Source organism: Pseudomonas fluorescens, from assembly GCF_002022275.1.
Lineage (GTDB): Bacteria > Pseudomonadota > Gammaproteobacteria > Pseudomonadales > Pseudomonadaceae > Aquipseudomonas > Aquipseudomonas fluorescens_AJ.
The window spans coordinates 91,559-106,787 of sequence record NZ_MSDF01000051.1 but is presented as its reverse complement, the minus strand read 5'-3'; the positions used below and the strand labels follow the sequence as shown (position 1 = coordinate 106,787).

Sequence of the window (15,229 nt, the reverse complement as noted above, 5' to 3'; positions counted from 1 at the left end):
CGAGATTAATCGATGATCCGATGTGTACGTATCTGGACTAACGCGCAAGGCGATTCAGTTTTTGAAGAAGGCATTATCGATCTTCCCAAGGGAGAGCGCGGCGATGTGTTGAGTGCCATGGCGGCCACCTCATCCATTTCCTTTCGTGAAACCCGCGCGGGCGGTGCGTTCGATCCTCACACCGCGCCAACCCGCCAATTCGTCATCACCCTGCGCGGTTCCCTGCTGTTCAAGACCCGCAGCGGCGACACCTTTTCCATCACCCCGGGTGACATTTTGCTGGCCGAAGACACCGTCGGCAGCGGCCACAGCTGGCAACTGGTGGATGACGAGCCGTGGCTGCGCGCCTACGCGATTCTCGCGCCGGATGCCGCCCCGCTGTTCAAAGCCAACGCCTGACTTTCCTACTGAAGGTAACCCCCATGTCCCAAGCAAACGTTTCCCGCACGGCTGATGTACTCCTGATCGGCGCCGGCATCATGAGCGCCACCGTTGGTACCCTGCTCAAGGAGCTGGAACCCGGCCTTGAGATCGCGATGTACGAGGCGCTGAACGATTGCGCCCAGGAAAGCTCCGATGGCTGGAACAACGCCGGTACCGGCCATGCGGCCAACTGTGAGCTGAACTACACGCCGCTCAAACCCGACGGCACGGTGGATATCGCCAACGCGCTGGAAGTGAACGTGGAATTCGACATTTCCCGCCAGCTCTGGACCTACCTGGTTCGCAAAGGCGCGATCGCCGACCCCGCCGCGTTTATTCATGCCTGCCCGCACATGAGTTTTGTGACCGGCGAAGAGAACCGCGACTTCCTGCGCAAGCGCTTTCAGGCCATGTCGGCCCACCATTGCTACCACGGCATGGAATACAGCGAAGACCCGCACGTCATCGCCGGCTGGGCGCCCTTGGTCATGGAAGGCCGTGACCCCAAGGAAATTGTCGCCGCCACGCGCATGATCACCGGTTCCGACGTGGATTATGGCGCCCTCACCCACTTGCTGGTCGCCCAACTGGCCAGGCAGCCTGGTTTTACCGTGCAGTACCAGCATCAAGTCGTTGACCTGAGCCGCAGTGACGATGGCCAGTGGTTGGTCAAGGTGAAAGACCTGGCGACCGGCACTGCGCAAATCACAAAGGCCAAATTCGTGTTTATCGGTGCTGGCGGTGCGTCCATCGAGCTGTTGCAGAAGTCCGGTATTCCCGAGGGCCACGGCTACGCGGGCTTCCCCGTCAGCGGCATCTGGCTGCGCTGTGATGTGGCAGAAGTCGCCGCGTGTCACCAGGCCAAGGTCTATGGCAAGGCGCCCCATGGTTCGCCGCCGATGTCGGTGCCGCACCTGGACACGCGCATTATCGGCGGTAAACGTTCAATGTTGTTCGGGCCGTATGCCGGGTTCTCCAGCAAGTTTCTCAAATCCGGCTCCTACCTGGACTTGTTCAAGTCGATCCGCCCGGCCAACCTTGCGCCCATGCTGGACGTGGCCGTGCACAGCTGGGACCTGGAAAAGTACCTGATCAGCCAGGTCACCCAGACTGCCGATGAGCGCTTCGCCTCGCTCAAGGAGTTCTTCCCCAACGCCACCCAGGCCGACTGGAAAGAAGCCGTAGCCGGCCAGCGCGTACAGATCATCAAACCGACCGGCCATGGCGGCGGCCAACTGGTATTCGGCACCGAACTGATTGCCGCGCAGGACAAATCCATCGTGGCCCTGCTCGGAGCTTCACCGGGCGCGTCCACCGCCGCGCATATCTCGCTGCAAGTGCTGCAAAAATGCTTTGCCGACAAGCTCACGCCCCAGGCGTGGCTGCCACGCTTGCAGGCCATCATTCCCACCTATGGCATGGATTTGAAAACCGATGGCGATGCTTGCCGCACCTCCCGCGCCGACACGGCGCCGGTACTGGGCTTGCAGAATGTCTGAGGCGTCACTCGAACGCGTGGCCCATCTGACGGCGCGCATCGGGCGAATCCTGCTGACCCACGGCGCCGACACCCCTCACACACAACGCATCCTCACCGACGTGGCCCGCGCACTGGGCCACCCGGTGCAGGTCATGGTGACGGCTGAGGCGCTGCTGGTCACGGTGGGCTCCGAAGCACAGTTCCAGACCAAAGTGGGGCATGCGCTGAGCGCAATGACGGTGGACATGGGCACGTTGATGGCGCTGCAACAGGTGGTCGACGGCATTTGCCTGGGCACCCTGAAAGCGCAGGCAATCGATGCGCAACTGGATGCCGTGGAGCAGGCGCGACCGGAGCATTCCCCACTGGTCATGACGCTGGGCATTGCCATAACCGCAGCCTCGCTGGCACGCCTGTTCGGCGCGCAGTGGTCGGTGGTGCTCGCGGCATTTATGGCGGGTTTGCTCAGCGTCGTGCTGCGGCGGTTGATGGGCCGTTATTCGCTCAATGGCGTGGCGACCGTGTTTATCACCGCGTTGCTCAGCGGCGTGGGCAGCATCCTGGTGTTGCGCGCGTTTCCGGGCGCTTCGCCGGTGCTGTGCCTCACGGCGGCCGGGATGATTCTGGTGCCCGGTGTGCCGCTGATCAATGGCGTACGCGATCTGGTCAGTGGCCACCCCGGCAATGGCTTGGCGCGCATTGCCACGGGAGCGATGACGGTACTGGTGATCAGCTTTGCGCTGTTTGTCGCGGCCGCCTCTGCCGGCGACAGCCTGCCGGTGGGCACTGGGCCAGGCTCGCTGGCGCTGGGCCAGGACGTGCTGTTTGCCGCCACTGCCGCCTTGGGTTACGCGCTGTTTTTCAATGTGCCCTGGCGTGTGCTGTGGGTGTGCGTGCTCTGCGGCATGGCGGCGCACGGCACTCGCACGGTGGCGCAACACCTCGGGCTGGACCTGGCCTGCGCATCGCTGCTGGGTGCGTTTGCTGCGGGCTTGGTGGCGTTGCTCGCTGCCTCGCGTTTTCGAGTGCCACCGGTGGCATTTGCCTTCCCCGGTATCGTCGCGCTGATCCCCGGTTCCTATGGGTTTCGCGCCGGTATCGGCGGTTTGCAGTTGATGTCTCTGGGGGCCGATTCACCGCTGGCGTTGATCGCCGACACCACCTCGCTGGCCATCACCACCGTGATCGTCAGCGCCGCCATTGCCGTGGGCTTGTTGCTCGCGCTGGCGATTCAACCTGAACGCCATTTATCTGAGGGTTAAGAGATGACAGACATTCCAATCGGCCTTGATGCCACCGGCAACCGCAGTGAATTCGACAGCATGGGCAACGTCGATGTGCCCGCCGACAAATACTGGGGCGCGCAGACCCAGCGCTCGCTGCAGCACTTTTCCATCGGCAATGACCGCATGCCCAAGGCGGTGTATCACGCCTACGGCGTGGTGAAAAAAGCCTGTGCACTGGTCAACGCCAGCGCCGGGCGCCTGCCGCAATGGAAAAGCGAGGCCATTGTGCAGGCTGCCGATGAAGCAATCGCCGGTAAGCTGGATGAGCACTTCCCGCTCTACGTGTGGCAAACCGGCTCGGGCACCCAGTCGAACATGAACGTCAATGAAGTGCTGTCCAACCGTGCGATCCAGTTGCTCGGCGGCACCCTCGGCAGCCAGCAGCCTGTGGGCCCGAACGATGACGTGAACATGGGCCAGTCGTCCAACGACAGTTTCCCCACCGCCATGCACATTGCTGCCGTGACCCTGATCGATGAGCGGCTTGTACCGGAGCTGAACCGGCTGGCCGAAACCATCGAGAAAAAGGCCGAGGGCTGGATGGACGTGATCAAGGTCGGCCGCACGCACCTGGAGGACGCCACACCGCTGTCGGTGGGCCAGGAATGGAGCGGCTGGGCCGCGCAGATTCGCCGCTGCAGCGCCGAGATCGAACACAGCCGTGAAGGGCTCTATGAACTGGCGCTGGGTGGCACTGCCGTCGGCACCGGCTTGAACGCACCCAGCGGTTTTTCAGTACACATCGCGGCAAAAATTGCCGAACTCACCGGCAAGCCCTTCGTCACCGCGCCGAACAAATTCATGGCACAAGGCTCGCTGGACGCCATGGTCCGCGCCAGCGCGGCCTTGCGTGGCGCCGCCGTGGCACTGATGAAGATCGCCAACGACATGCGCTGGCTCGCCTCCGGCCCGCGCTGCGGCTTTGGCGAGTTGCAACTGCCGGCCAACGAGCCGGGCTCCTCGATCATGCCCGGCAAGGTCAACCCGACCCAGTGCGAAGCCATGGTGATGATCTCGATCCAGGTGATCGGTGACGACACGGCAATTGCTTTCGCGGGCAGCCAGGGCAACTTCGAGCTGAATGCGATGCGCCCGATCATCATCAATAACTTCCTGCACTCGGCGACCATCCTGGCCGACGGCTGCGAGAAATTCCGCACGTATTCGGTGGAAGGCACGGAGCTGAACCGCGAAAAGATCCAGAGTTATCTGGACAACAACCTGATGCTGGTGACGGCCTTGTCGCCGGTCATCGGCTACCAGAACGCGGCGCATATTGCCGAGGATGCCCAGGCGACAGGCTCGACCCTGAAAGCCGCCGCGCTGAAATCCGGCAAGATCAGCGAGCAGGATTACGACCGCATCATCGTGCCGAAAGATATGGTTGGCGACGGTGTAGCAGGCGCCTGACGGCAAGAAAACCTGTGCCGGGTTCCGGCACAGGTGTTTATCACTCAGTAGTTGACACTCGGATTTCCCGCATCCACATAGCCATTTTTCGGCGCGATGATCACATCCAGCGGTGGCGGCGTGATGCCGAACCCCTTGAATTGATCGCTGAGCCCCTTGTACCAGTCTTGCTGCTGCTTGGCGCGCGCATTGTCGGCCTTGATGTCGGCAATGATCGCGTAAATCAGCCCGCCCACCGCCGCAATCCCGCCCACGGCACCGGCCAATGCACCGGCGGCGCCACCGATGACACCGGCGGCTTCGGCCACGCCTGCCGCCACGGTGGTAATGCGCGGCACCACATAGGTGGCAACTTCGACAGCACCGGCCACGGCAGACAGGCCATTGAGGCCCGCAAAGGTGCCCTGGAAGCCTGCCGCAACCTTGTCGCCACTCTGCGCCGAGTTTTTTGCGGAAATCGCCCCGGTCACCAGACCCAGCACGTTCCCTGCGACGCCGCCGAGGCTCTTGCCGACGTTCTCCACGTCTTTCACAAATTTGGGAGCATCAAACTTGTAAGTGCCTTGTTTGGTGCGGTCGAACTGGTCCTGGACGAACTTGGCGCCGCCTTCCATAAACAGCCCGGCCGCCTGAAATGACTGGCCCACCGTTTGCGCGGTGCTGCCGCCTTTGCCGCTGGCAATCCGCGTGCCGATGGCGCCGGCCAGCAACACGCCGGAGACGCCGTGCATCACCCCGGCCTTGTACGTTGCACTGACGCCGGCGGGCAGCTTGCCGCCCCAGGTGCTTTGGACTTTCTTGATCGCGTCGTCGAACTTGGCTCCGCCGCGCATGGCGTCTTCCACCGCGCGAATACCGCTGATGATATCAGCGGTTTTTGGCGGTGCTTCGCCGGGCGCGGTGAACGCGGCAATGTTGTCGTTGATGACCTGCTCAAGGCGCGGATCATTGGCGCCGGTAACGCCCAGGCCACGGTAAAAGTCGTCGATGGACTGGCCCTTGAGCAAGTCCTCGCGGCCCAGTTTGGCGGCAGCGTCGTTGAAGGAGGCACTGCCCGCCTGCACGGTTTTGTCGTCGAGCACCGCGTCGTAGACCGCCTTGTTCACCCCGGACTGAATAACCGCCTTGTCCGCCGGCACGCCGCTGGCGATCAGGTCGTTGATTTCCTTGCCGGAGGTGATGCGCTCGTACTCGGCCTTGACCTTGTCCTTGATGTCTTGCGGGGCGTTTTCCAGGGCTTTTTTGTAGTCCGGCTGCTTGCCCAGGGCCTGGGCGTAAAAATCCGGGTATTTGATAAAGCTCGACAGCGCATCTGTGGTGCTGGCGCCCTTGACCGCAAACGCGCTGTCGAGCGCGTCGGTGCTGGAAGAAGCCTCGAGGCGACGCTCCATCTCGGCTTTGAGGGCCGGGTCGGCAGCCACGGTTTTCTGCAACTGCTCGGTGCCCTGGGTATTGAGGAACTGCTGGACGTCCGGGTCCTTGCTGAGTTTGTCGATGCGGCTTTGCACGTCGTTGATAAAATCTTCACGCTGCTGGCCCGGCGACTTGCCGTCACCGGCCCACTCATTGGCCGCATCCGGCCCTTGGTGGGCAAAGGCGTCGGCACCCGCCTTGTAGTTGGCCAGCCCGGTGGACAGTTGGATGATTGCGGCGGTTTTATCCGCGCCGCTGGCACTGCTGTTGCCACTGACGAAATAGTCGGCGCCGACCTTGGATGCATCGCCACCGGCTGCCTTCACGGCTTCTTCGGTGGCCTTGGCGTTGAGGTCCTTGATCTGGTCGTCGGCGCTGTTGCCGTCCAGGCCCTTGAGGTTGTCATAACCGTATTTGCCGAAGTCCTGCAGGCGCCCCGCTTCGGTGCCGTGGCGTGCTTCGCCATCCTTGGTGAAGCCGTCGATGCGGCCATTGCCCACGTTGCCACCGTCAATGTGCTTGCCGGTTTCGTCGTAGTTCTCCACGTAATTGAGTACCTGTGCCGCGCGCCAGGCGGCGTCCGGGTCGTGCTCGAAATCGCCGACACGCTCGCGCAGTTTGTCTTTCACGCCACTTTGGTTGCCGAGGTTCTTCAACAGCGGGTTGTCGTCGATGATTTGCTGTGCGCTGCGCGTGTCACCCACCGGGCGCCCTTCGCCAGGCAATGGCAGGTGATTGGAGGGCGCATCGCCCTTGGGCGGGGTTTTGGGTTTGCTGACCGGCAAATCACCCTTGAGTGTGTCCCAGCCGTACTTGCCGAAGTCCTGCAGGCGCCCGGCTTCGGTGCCGTGGCGCGCGTCGCCGCCTTTGGTGAAACCGTCGATCTTGCCATTGCCGGCGTCATTGAGCTCTGCGCGTTTAACCGTGGGTTTGCCGTTTTCGTCGAGTTTTTCGATGTGCTCCAGCACGCGGCTCGCACGGTAGGCGGCATCCGGGTCGTGCTCGAAATCACCCACGCGCTCACGCAGTTTGTCTTTCACGCCGCTCTGGTTGCCCAGGTTTTTCAGCAAGGGGTTGTCGTCGATGATTTGCTGCGCGGTGCGAAAGTCACCTTGAGGCCGCTTTGTATCCGGGCCGAGACTGTTGTCGCCAGCCTGATTGTCCACCGCTTTGGACACCGCTGCGTTCCAGTTAGGGTTGTTGCCCGTTTTGGGCGTGCTGTCGACCGGGTTCACCTGCATGACCTTTCTCCTGTTTCGGCGTGGGAGAAGGATTATTGGATGGCAAGTGCAACAGTCTTGTTACATGCGGATAATCGGTATAAATAGAGTCACACTGCCACTACTCGGGCAGTATGTTTATTTATTAAAAATTAGTTACTTTAGTTTAACAAGCAAAAAAATCCGCCGCAGAGCCTGCGGCGGCAAACCAAAGGTTTTTGTCGAAGCAGAGCGGCTAAGACCCCATCAACGCTACACCTGTGGCCGATTAAAAAACGTGAAGTTTAATTAATCGAGTTTAATCAGTTTCATGGCTGCAGGCCGCGCAAACTGTGCTTAGAATCAGCTTCGGCAAACACGCCGACTACAATAAGAACGGCTACGCCTCACTTCAAACCCTGCCCATAAAACCTTATGCAATATCCAAATAAAGTGCGGTGTTTCTGTGCGCGCGTTAATTATTCCGGGGAAGTAAAAACATGATCAAACAGTGGAGCCTGTTAACGCTGGCGGTGTGCGCCGGTATCAGTCAAATGGCCTTCGCCGATTCGGTCACCGACCAGGCGGATTCCAAAGGCTTTATCGAAGGCAGCAGCGTCACCGGGCTGTTGCGCAATTATTATTTCGACCGCGACCGGCAAAGCGGCAAGGCCGACAACCGCGACTGGACTCAAGGCGCGATGCTCAACTACGCCTCGGGCTTCACCCAGGGCACCATCGGTTTTGGCGTGGATGCCTACGCCTACGGCGCAATGAAGCTCGACGCTACCCACGAAGACAACAACACCGGCAACCTGCCGACCGACCGCAATGGCGACCCCAAAGATGGCTACGGCTCAGTCGGCGCTGCGGTGAAGATCAAAATCTCCAAAACCCAGCTCAAATTCGGTGACATGCAGCCCACCGCCCCCGTCTTCGCTACCGGCGGCACACGCATTTTGCCGCAGACCGCCACCGGTTTTGACCTGACCAGCAGCGAAATCGCCGGGCTGGACCTGGAAGCCGGGCACTTCACCAGCACCAACAGCGGCATGACCAGCAACCATGACCACGATATCTACGCGACCTACGCCAACGTGGCGGCCAACAGCGCGAGTTTCGTCGGCGGCAAGTACACCTTCACGCCGTCTCTGAGTGCGACGGTGTATGCCGGTGAATTGGAAGACATCTGGCGCCAGTACTACACCAACCTCAACTATGTCCTGCCGTTGGGCCATGACCAGTCGCTGGCACTGGACGGCAACCTGTACCGCACCCTCGACACCGGCAGCGCCAAAGCCGGTGCGATCAACAACACCACCTACTCGGTGGCAGCGGCCTACTCCTTCCTGGCGGCCCACACCCTGACGTTGTCGTTCCAGAAAGTGCACGGCGACACGCCGTTTGACTACATCGGCACCGGCGACAACGGCGCGGGTGAAGGCGGCGATTCGGTGTTGCTGGCCAACTCGATCCAGTGGGGCGACTTCAACGGCCCGGGCGAGCAGTCCTGGGGCATTCGTTATGACCTCAACATGGCCAGCTACGGCGTGCCGGGCTTGAGCTTCATGACCCGCTACGTCAATGGCTCGGACATCAACGGCACCCACACCCCGGCCAACAGCGCGTATGTCGGTGACTACGGTGCCGATGGCGACCACCATGAGACGGACGTGGAAGCCAAATACGTGCTGCAAAGCGGTCCGGCGAAAAACCTGTCGTTTCGCGTGCGCGACGCCATGGTTTCATCGAATGCCGACCAGCGTGACGGCAAGCTGAACGAGCTGCGGGTGATCGTCGACTACCCGTTCACTCTGCTGTAACTGACTCCAGCCGCTGGCGCATTCCCGCGCTGGCGGCTGGACCGGCCTGCAACCTGCACTGATCCAGCGCCACAACCTCCCCCTCGGCATTCGCCAGCATCGGCTTTACAAGCCGGCCCGTCTCGCGATCCACCAGTTCAACGCTGGCGCCTTCCTCGGCGAAATGCCGGTTGCCGAACGCGACCAATGCCATCAACACCATCCGAAAATCCTCGCCCTTGGGCGTCGGCGCATATTCGTAGCGCGGCGGGCGTTCGCTGTACTGCCTGCGCTCAAGCATCCCTGCCTCCACCAATGCCGTCAGACGCCGCGTCAACATGTTCGGCGCAATGCCCAGGCTGCGGGAAAATTCATCGAAGCGGCGCAAGCCCTGCAACGCGTCGCGCATGATCAACATGCTCCACCATTCGCCAACCCGTTCGAGGCTGCGGGCGATGGGGCATTCGTCGCTGGTAAGGGACTTGCGTTGCATGAGTGTTCCTGTGGGTGATTACAAAGTTGCGTGACGCCATGTTACTTTCATGATGATAGTGACGTCCACAGGTGTGTATCCCTCAACGCAACAGGAGTCGATTGATCATGAGTAAACGTATCGTCGTGACAGGCATGGGCGCGTTGACGCCACTGGGGGCGAGTGTGGAAGCCACCTGGCAACGCCTGCTGAACGGGCAGTCGGGGATTCGGCGCCTGCCTGAGGCATTGATCGGAGATTTGGCCGTGAGCATTGGCGGCCAGGTTCAGGATGTACAGCAAGACCCGGAGGCCGGGTTTGATCCGGATCGACTGCTCGCCGCCAAAGAGCAGCGCAAAATGGACCGCTTCATTTTATTCGCCCTGGCGGCAGCCGATGAAGCGCTGAAGCAAGCGGGCTGGGCGCCGACTACGCCCGAACAACAGGAACGCACCGCGACCATCATCGCCTCGGGCGTTGGCGGCTTTCCGGCGATTGCCGAGGCCGTGCGCACTACCGACAGCAAAGGCCCACGGCGCTTGTCACCTTTCACCATCCCCTCGTTTCTGAGCAACATGGCGGCCGGGCATGTGTCGATCAACTACGGTTTGAAAGGCCCGTTGGGCGCCCCGGTGACCGCCTGTGCTGCCGGGGTACAGGCGATTGGCGACGCCGCGCGGATGATTCGCGCCGGCGAAGTCGACGTGGCCGTGTGCGGCGGTGCCGAGGCGGCGATCCACCGGGTCAGCCTGGCCGGGTTTGCGGCGGCGCGGGCGCTGTCGAGTGACTTTAATGAAACACCTGAGCTGGCTTCGCGTCCTTTCGATCAGGCCCGCGATGGTTTCGTCATGGGCGAAGGCGCCGGGATTCTGGTGATTGAATCGTTGGAACACGCTCTGGCTCGGGGCGCGCAGCCGATTGCCGAGTTGGTCGGTTATGGCACCAGTGCTGATGCCTATCACATGACCGCAGGGCCTGAAGACGGTGACGGCGCGCGTCGGGCGATGATGCAGGCGTTGCGTCAGGCCGGTATCGAAGCGTCCCAGGTCCAATACCTGAATGCCCACGCCACCTCCACCCCGGTGGGTGACAAGGGTGAGCTCGCGGCGATCAGGACGGTATTCGGTGCCGGCGGCAGCCCGGCGATCAGCTCAACCAAATCCGCGACGGGCCACTTGTTGGGTGCAGCGGGCGGTATTGAAGCGATCTTCACCGTGCTTGCGTTGCGCGATCAGGTTGCGCCGGTCACGCTCAACCTGGAAAACCCGGACGCCTTGGCAGACGGGCTGGACATGGTGCGCGGTAAAGCGCGGCACTTGCCGATTGAATACGCACTGTCCAACGGCTTCGGCTTTGGCGGGGTCAATGCCAGCGTGCTGTTCAAGCGCTGGCAGTCGCAGTAATTTTCGGGGACCATGGGCGCTTTTCCGTTCCTGCCAACACGAGGCGCCCATGGCCAATCACGACCTGTCCTTCACTCCCGATCCGGATGCCGACTCCATCTCTTCCGACGTCATCGGCTTCAACGGCATCCTGGTTTCGACCCAAGTGCCAACTCGCGCCGATGGCAGTCTTGAGCTCGGCGACATCACCCTGCAAAGCGAATGCACCCTGCAAGCGCTGAAGGTCGCGCTGGAAAAAGCCGGCAGCTCCATGGACCGGGTGATGCACCTGACCATCTACCTCACCGACATGGCTGATCGGGCGGCGTTCAACGAAGTCTACAAACGCTTTTTCGCCAAGCCCTGGCCGGTGCGTGCGGCCGTGGGTGTGGCTGCGTTGGCAGTCGAAGGCATGCGCGTGGAAGTCACTGCGATGGCGGCGAAGGCCTAGGTTCTCACTCGCAATACAGATCAAATGTGGGAGCTGGCTTGCCTGCGATAGCCTCACCCGGTGCAACTGACACACCGAGGTGTCTGCATCGCGGGCAAGCCCGGCTCCCACACAAGCCCGCTCCCACAGTTGATTGGGTTTTCAGTCCGAAAGTATCGAGCGCACGGGCTGCGCGACCCGGCTGTCCTGCGGTAGGTGCCCGCCCAGCATTTCACAGCTACAATGCGCGCCTCAACCGTGACAAGCCTGACTAAAAAAACTATGTCCTTGCCCAAGCATCACCTGGAATTGCTCAGCCCGGCCCGCGATGTCGCCATCGCGCGCGAGGCTATCTTGCATGGCGCCGACGCCATCTACATTGGCGGCCCAAGCTTTGGCGCCCGCCATAACGCCTGTAACGAGGTGAGCGAAATCGCTCAATTGGTCGAATTCGCGCGCCGTTATCACGCCCGTGTGTTCACCACCATCAACACCATCCTGCATGACAACGAGCTGGAACCCGCGCGCAAGCTGATCCATCAGCTCTACGACGCCGGCGTTGACGCGTTGATCGTGCAAGACCTGGGCGTGATGGAACTGGATATTCCGCCCATCGAGCTGCACGCCAGCACCCAGACCGACATCCGCACCCTCGACCGCGCCAAGTTTCTCGATCAGGCCGGTTTCTCGCAGCTGGTATTGGCCCGTGAGCTGAACCTGCAGGAAATCCGCGCCATCGCCGATGAAACCGAGGCAGCCATCGAGTTCTTCATCCACGGCGCCCTGTGCGTGGCGTTTTCCGGGCAGTGCAACATCTCCCACGCGCAAAATGGCCGCAGCGCCAACCGTGGCGACTGCTCCCAGGCGTGCCGCCTGCCGTATACCCTCAAAGACGACCAGGGCCGCGTCGTGGCCTTTGAAAAACACCTGCTGTCGATGAAAGACAACAACCAGAGCGCCAACATCCGCGCGCTTGTCGAAGCGGGCGTGCGTTCGTTCAAGATCGAAGGCCGCTACAAGGACATGGGCTATGTGAAGAACATCACGGCCTACTACCGCCAGCGCCTTGACGACGTGCTTGAAGACCGCCCGGACCTGGCCCGTGCGTCCAGCGGCCGTACCGCGCACTTCTTCTTGCCGGACCCGGAAAAAACCTTCCACCGCGGCAGCACCGACTACTTCGTCACCGATCGCAAGATCGATATCGGCGCCTTCGACACCCCGACCTTCACCGGCCTGCCGGTGGGTGTGGTGGAGAAAGCCGGCAAGCGCGACTTGCAGGTGGTCACCCATGAGCCGCTGTCCAACGGCGACGGCCTGAATGTGCTGATCAAGCGCGAAGTGGTGGGTTTTCGCGCCAACATCGCCGAACCCAAGGGCGAGTTCGAAGAAGACGGCGAGAAGCGCTACCGCTACCGCGTCGAGCCGAATGAAATGCCGGCGGGCCTGCATCAACTGCGCCCGAACCATCCGCTGAACCGCAACCTGGACCATAACTGGCAACAGGCGCTGCTCAAGACTTCGTCCGAGCGCCGTATCGGCTTGTCCTGGGCCGCACGGTTGCGTGAAGAACAGCTGGAAGTCACCGCCACCAGCGAAGAAGGCATCAGCGCCAGCATCACCCTGCCCGGCCCGTTTGGCGTGGCCAACAAGCCGGAACAGGCGCTGGACACTTTGCGCGACCTGCTCGGCCAACTCGGCACCACTGAGTATCACGCCACTGACATCCAGCTCGACGCGCCGCACGCGTTCTTCATTCCCAACTCACAGCTCAAGGCCTTGCGCCGCGAAGTGATCGAAGCGCTGACCGCGGCCCGTGTTGCCGCTCACCCACGTGGCGGGCGTAAAGCCGAGACCACGCCGCCGCCGGTGTACCCGGAAGCGCACCTGTCGTTCCTTGCCAACGTCTACAACGCCAAGGCGCGCGAGTTTTACCATCGCCACGGCGTGAAGCTGATTGATGCGGCCTTTGAAGCTCACGAAGAAACCGGCGAAGTGCCGGTGATGATCACCAAGCACTGCCTGCGGTTCTCGTTCAACCTGTGCCCGAAACAGGCCAAGGGTGTGACGGGCGTGAAAACCAAGGTGGCGCCGATGCAGTTGATCCACGGTGATGAAGTGCTGACCCTGAAATTCGACTGCAAGCCGTGCGAAATGCACGTGGTGGGCAAGATCAAGGGGCATATCCTGGGTTTACCGCAACCTGGCAGCGTGGTTGGTTACATCAGCCCGGATGACCTGCTCAAAACCATCCCGCGCGGGATGCACTGACCGAACCCCGCTGGTGTACCGACAGGCACCACAGCGGGAACGGCAAGGTCACCAGCAGCAGCAACCACAACAAGGCGTAGACACTGTCTACGCCTTCGTTTTGCAGGTTGACGAACAACTTCACCGGTATGCCCTGCGGAAAGTAGGCAAATACCATCACAATCCCGAACTCGCCAATCACCCGCACCCAGACAATCGCCAATGCGTTGGCCAAGGCGCGTCGGGTCACGGGCAAGGTCACCCGACGAAATACTTCAGCTGGCGAGCAGCCCAGGCTTCTGGCCGCATCCACTATCGAACGCGGTACGGACTCGAACGCCGTGCGGGCGCAGAGAATGTAATACGCCAAACCCCCATAGAGCTGCGCGAGGATAAACGCCGGCAGGTTGTTGCTCAGGGTAATGCCCAGTCGGCCCAGCGTTTCGCCAAGGGTGGCGTAAGGGCCGTAGGCGGTGACCAGTAAAATGCCCATCGCCAGCGGCGGCGTCAGCAGAGACACCAGCAGCAGCGCCTGCAAAGCGCCACGCCATGCAGATTGACTGCGCGCGAGCCACAGGGCAAGCGGTGTGCCAAGCAGCACGATCAATAGCGTCGACACACTGCTCAAGCCCAGCGAGACCGCCACCGCAGCGCCATCGCCGTAAGCCAACTGCAGCTGCATCCAGTCTGTGGCGCCCATCAGCGCAACAAAGGGAATCGCCAACAGGATTGTCGCCGGCAAGCCCAGCCATAGCGCTCGGCTCAAAGCACCCCGCCTTTCGGCTGGCCATACCCATTGGCTTCAAACAGCTGCTGGCCGTCAGCCGACTGCAAGAACTTCACAAAATCTTCAGCCTGTTGTGGATGCGCGGCGTTTTTCAGCACCACGGCGTAGAACACCAAGGGTTGTGGTTTAAGGGTCTGCGGTTGGCCGTTTTTATCAGGCAGTTGCAGGTCGACGGTGTCGTACCAATCCTTCGCGAAGGCCGGGTTGCTCAGGTTGATTTCATCGGGCAGCGCAACATACGGCAGCTTGGCGGATATCGTCGCGCTCTCGTAGCCCGAGGCCGCATCGATTTGCCCGGCTTGCAGGCGGGTCAGCAAGCCGCCTTCGCCGAAGACCTGCTGCGGGTTTTGCACATCGCCGAGGATGTGTTGAGCCAGGCCCGGTTGTTTGTAGTACTTTTCCGCGAGTTTCATCGTGAATACGATGTTTTGCCCTTGAGGATCAGTGCCCGCATCGGTACGACCAAAGCGCAGGCCGGGGGTTTGCAGCACTTGCCACCAGGTGCCGCTGGCCAGTTGCGATGCGAAACGGCTTTTGGGGTTGTAGGCAATGACCATCCGAGTACTGGCAACCGGAATCCCATGGTCGGCCAGACCGGCCTTTTGCAGAATCTCGATCGGCCCCGGCGTGATTGAAACGAAGACATCCGCCTGCAACTTTTTCGACGCCAGCAGCCGCGCCAAACCATAGGCGCCCTCACCCTGCCCCTGATACGTCACCTTCTCACGCTCGGCAAACGCCGGGCCCAGCGCCTTGTCCATCACCACGCCCATGGAGCCGGCGTAGGTCACATGAATTTGCCCCTCGGCGTGGGCCGACATCGCGGCGCTCAACAGCAGGCTACCGAGTAGCCATCCCGTGGTTTTGCTCAGCATTGGCTCGCTCGCTATAACCA

Annotated in this window: 12 protein-coding genes; 8 read left to right on the top strand and 4 right to left on the bottom strand. The window is 61.5% G+C overall.

All coding sequences use genetic code 11. The features are described 5' to 3' along the window. The first annotated feature begins 12 nt into the window (after nucleotides 1–12). From BFW87_RS25085 to fumC, 4 genes are read left to right on the top strand one after another with little or no spacing between them, the layout of a single operon-like run. A complete protein-coding gene (locus BFW87_RS25085; protein WP_078742399.1) occupies nucleotides 13–399 on the top strand; it encodes a hypothetical protein in 387 nt (128 codons plus the stop codon). Then, nucleotides 336–1,922: a malate dehydrogenase (quinone) gene (gene mqo, locus BFW87_RS25080; protein ID WP_303047329.1), complete on the top strand. Its 1,587-nt coding sequence runs from the start codon at nucleotides 336–338 to the stop codon at nucleotides 1,920–1,922. Before BFW87_RS25085 ends, mqo begins: the two co-directional genes overlap by 64 nt. Continuing rightward, nucleotides 1,915–3,165, top strand: a complete 1,251-nt coding sequence (locus BFW87_RS31735) for a threonine/serine ThrE exporter family protein (protein ID WP_176159820.1) — start codon at nucleotides 1,915–1,917, stop codon at nucleotides 3,163–3,165. The genes mqo and BFW87_RS31735 overlap by 8 nt, the downstream gene beginning before the upstream one ends. A gap of 3 nt (nucleotides 3,166–3,168) precedes the next feature. Further along, nucleotides 3,169–4,599 carry a class II fumarate hydratase gene (fumC, locus tag BFW87_RS25075; RefSeq protein ID WP_139372493.1) on the top strand — a complete coding sequence of 477 codons (1,431 nt, stop codon included), beginning with the start codon at nucleotides 3,169–3,171 and terminating at the stop codon, nucleotides 4,597–4,599. A 44-nt stretch (nucleotides 4,600–4,643) separates the two neighbouring features. Here fumC and BFW87_RS25070 read toward each other — a convergent pair whose 3' ends face one another. Then, entirely contained in the window at nucleotides 4,644–7,253 is a 2,610-nt protein-coding gene (locus BFW87_RS25070; protein WP_078742397.1) for a hypothetical protein, read from the bottom strand. A gap of 458 nt (nucleotides 7,254–7,711) precedes the next feature. Here BFW87_RS25070 and BFW87_RS25065 point away from each other — a divergent pair, with 458 nt between their 5' ends. Beyond that, a complete protein-coding gene (locus BFW87_RS25065) occupies nucleotides 7,712–9,034 on the top strand; it encodes an OprD family porin (RefSeq protein WP_078742396.1) in 1,323 nt (440 codons plus the stop codon). Here the strand turns inward: BFW87_RS25065 and BFW87_RS25060 are convergent. Then, the gene (locus tag BFW87_RS25060) at nucleotides 9,021–9,506 is read right to left on the bottom strand and encodes a winged helix-turn-helix transcriptional regulator (protein WP_078742395.1); all 486 of its coding nucleotides are present in this window, start codon (nucleotides 9,504–9,506) and stop codon (nucleotides 9,021–9,023) included. The two genes, BFW87_RS25065 and BFW87_RS25060, sit on opposite strands and share 14 nt — an antisense overlap. A 107-nt stretch (nucleotides 9,507–9,613) precedes the next feature. Here BFW87_RS25060 and fabF point away from each other — a divergent pair, with 107 nt between their 5' ends. From fabF to BFW87_RS25045, 3 genes are all read left to right on the top strand, one after another. Continuing rightward, the gene (gene fabF, locus BFW87_RS25055; protein ID WP_078742394.1) at nucleotides 9,614–10,888 is read left to right on the top strand and encodes a beta-ketoacyl-ACP synthase II; all 1,275 of its coding nucleotides are present in this window, start codon (nucleotides 9,614–9,616) and stop codon (nucleotides 10,886–10,888) included. Nucleotides 10,889–10,937: 49 nt separating this feature from the next. Beyond that, nucleotides 10,938–11,318 (top strand): RidA family protein, encoded by a 381-nt coding sequence (locus BFW87_RS25050; RefSeq protein WP_016973982.1) that lies wholly within the window; start codon nucleotides 10,938–10,940, stop codon nucleotides 11,316–11,318. Between the two features lie 261 nt (nucleotides 11,319–11,579). Further along, the gene (locus BFW87_RS25045) at nucleotides 11,580–13,568 is read left to right on the top strand and encodes a peptidase U32 family protein (RefSeq protein WP_078742393.1); all 1,989 of its coding nucleotides are present in this window, start codon (nucleotides 11,580–11,582) and stop codon (nucleotides 13,566–13,568) included. Here the strand turns inward: BFW87_RS25045 and BFW87_RS25040 are convergent. Continuing rightward, nucleotides 13,540–14,313 carry an ABC transporter permease subunit gene (locus BFW87_RS25040; protein WP_078742392.1) on the bottom strand — a complete coding sequence of 258 codons (774 nt, stop codon included), beginning with the start codon at nucleotides 14,311–14,313 and terminating at the stop codon, nucleotides 13,540–13,542. The genes BFW87_RS25045 and BFW87_RS25040 overlap by 29 nt on opposite strands. After that, complete coding sequence (locus BFW87_RS25035; RefSeq protein ID WP_078742391.1) at nucleotides 14,310–15,209, bottom strand: extracellular solute-binding protein; 900 nt, start codon at nucleotides 15,207–15,209, stop codon at nucleotides 14,310–14,312. Before BFW87_RS25035 ends, BFW87_RS25040 begins: the two co-directional genes overlap by 4 nt. Between the last annotated feature and the right edge of the window lie 20 nt (nucleotides 15,210–15,229).

Excerpts from the sequence above, each read along its gene's own strand:
- BFW87_RS31735 (WP_176159820.1), top strand. The coding sequence starts at position 1,915 with ATGTCTGAGGCGTCACTCGAACGCGTGGCCCATCTGACGGCGCGCATC.
- fumC (WP_139372493.1), top strand. The coding sequence starts at position 3,169 with ATGACAGACATTCCAATCGGCCTTGATGCCACCGGCAACCGCAGTGAA.
- BFW87_RS25085 (WP_078742399.1), top strand. The coding sequence starts at position 13 with ATGATCCGATGTGTACGTATCTGGACTAACGCGCAAGGCGATTCAGTT.
- BFW87_RS25050 (WP_016973982.1), top strand. The coding sequence starts at position 10,938 with ATGGCCAATCACGACCTGTCCTTCACTCCCGATCCGGATGCCGACTCC.
- BFW87_RS25035 (WP_078742391.1), bottom strand. The coding sequence starts at position 15,209 with ATGCTGAGCAAAACCACGGGATGGCTACTCGGTAGCCTGCTGTTGAGC.
- BFW87_RS25065 (WP_078742396.1), top strand. The coding sequence starts at position 7,712 with ATGATCAAACAGTGGAGCCTGTTAACGCTGGCGGTGTGCGCCGGTATC.
- BFW87_RS25045 (WP_078742393.1), top strand. The coding sequence starts at position 11,580 with ATGTCCTTGCCCAAGCATCACCTGGAATTGCTCAGCCCGGCCCGCGAT.
- fabF (WP_078742394.1), top strand. The coding sequence starts at position 9,614 with ATGAGTAAACGTATCGTCGTGACAGGCATGGGCGCGTTGACGCCACTG.
- BFW87_RS25060 (WP_078742395.1), bottom strand. The coding sequence starts at position 9,506 with ATGCAACGCAAGTCCCTTACCAGCGACGAATGCCCCATCGCCCGCAGC.
- BFW87_RS25070 (WP_078742397.1), bottom strand. The coding sequence starts at position 7,253 with ATGCAGGTGAACCCGGTCGACAGCACGCCCAAAACGGGCAACAACCCT.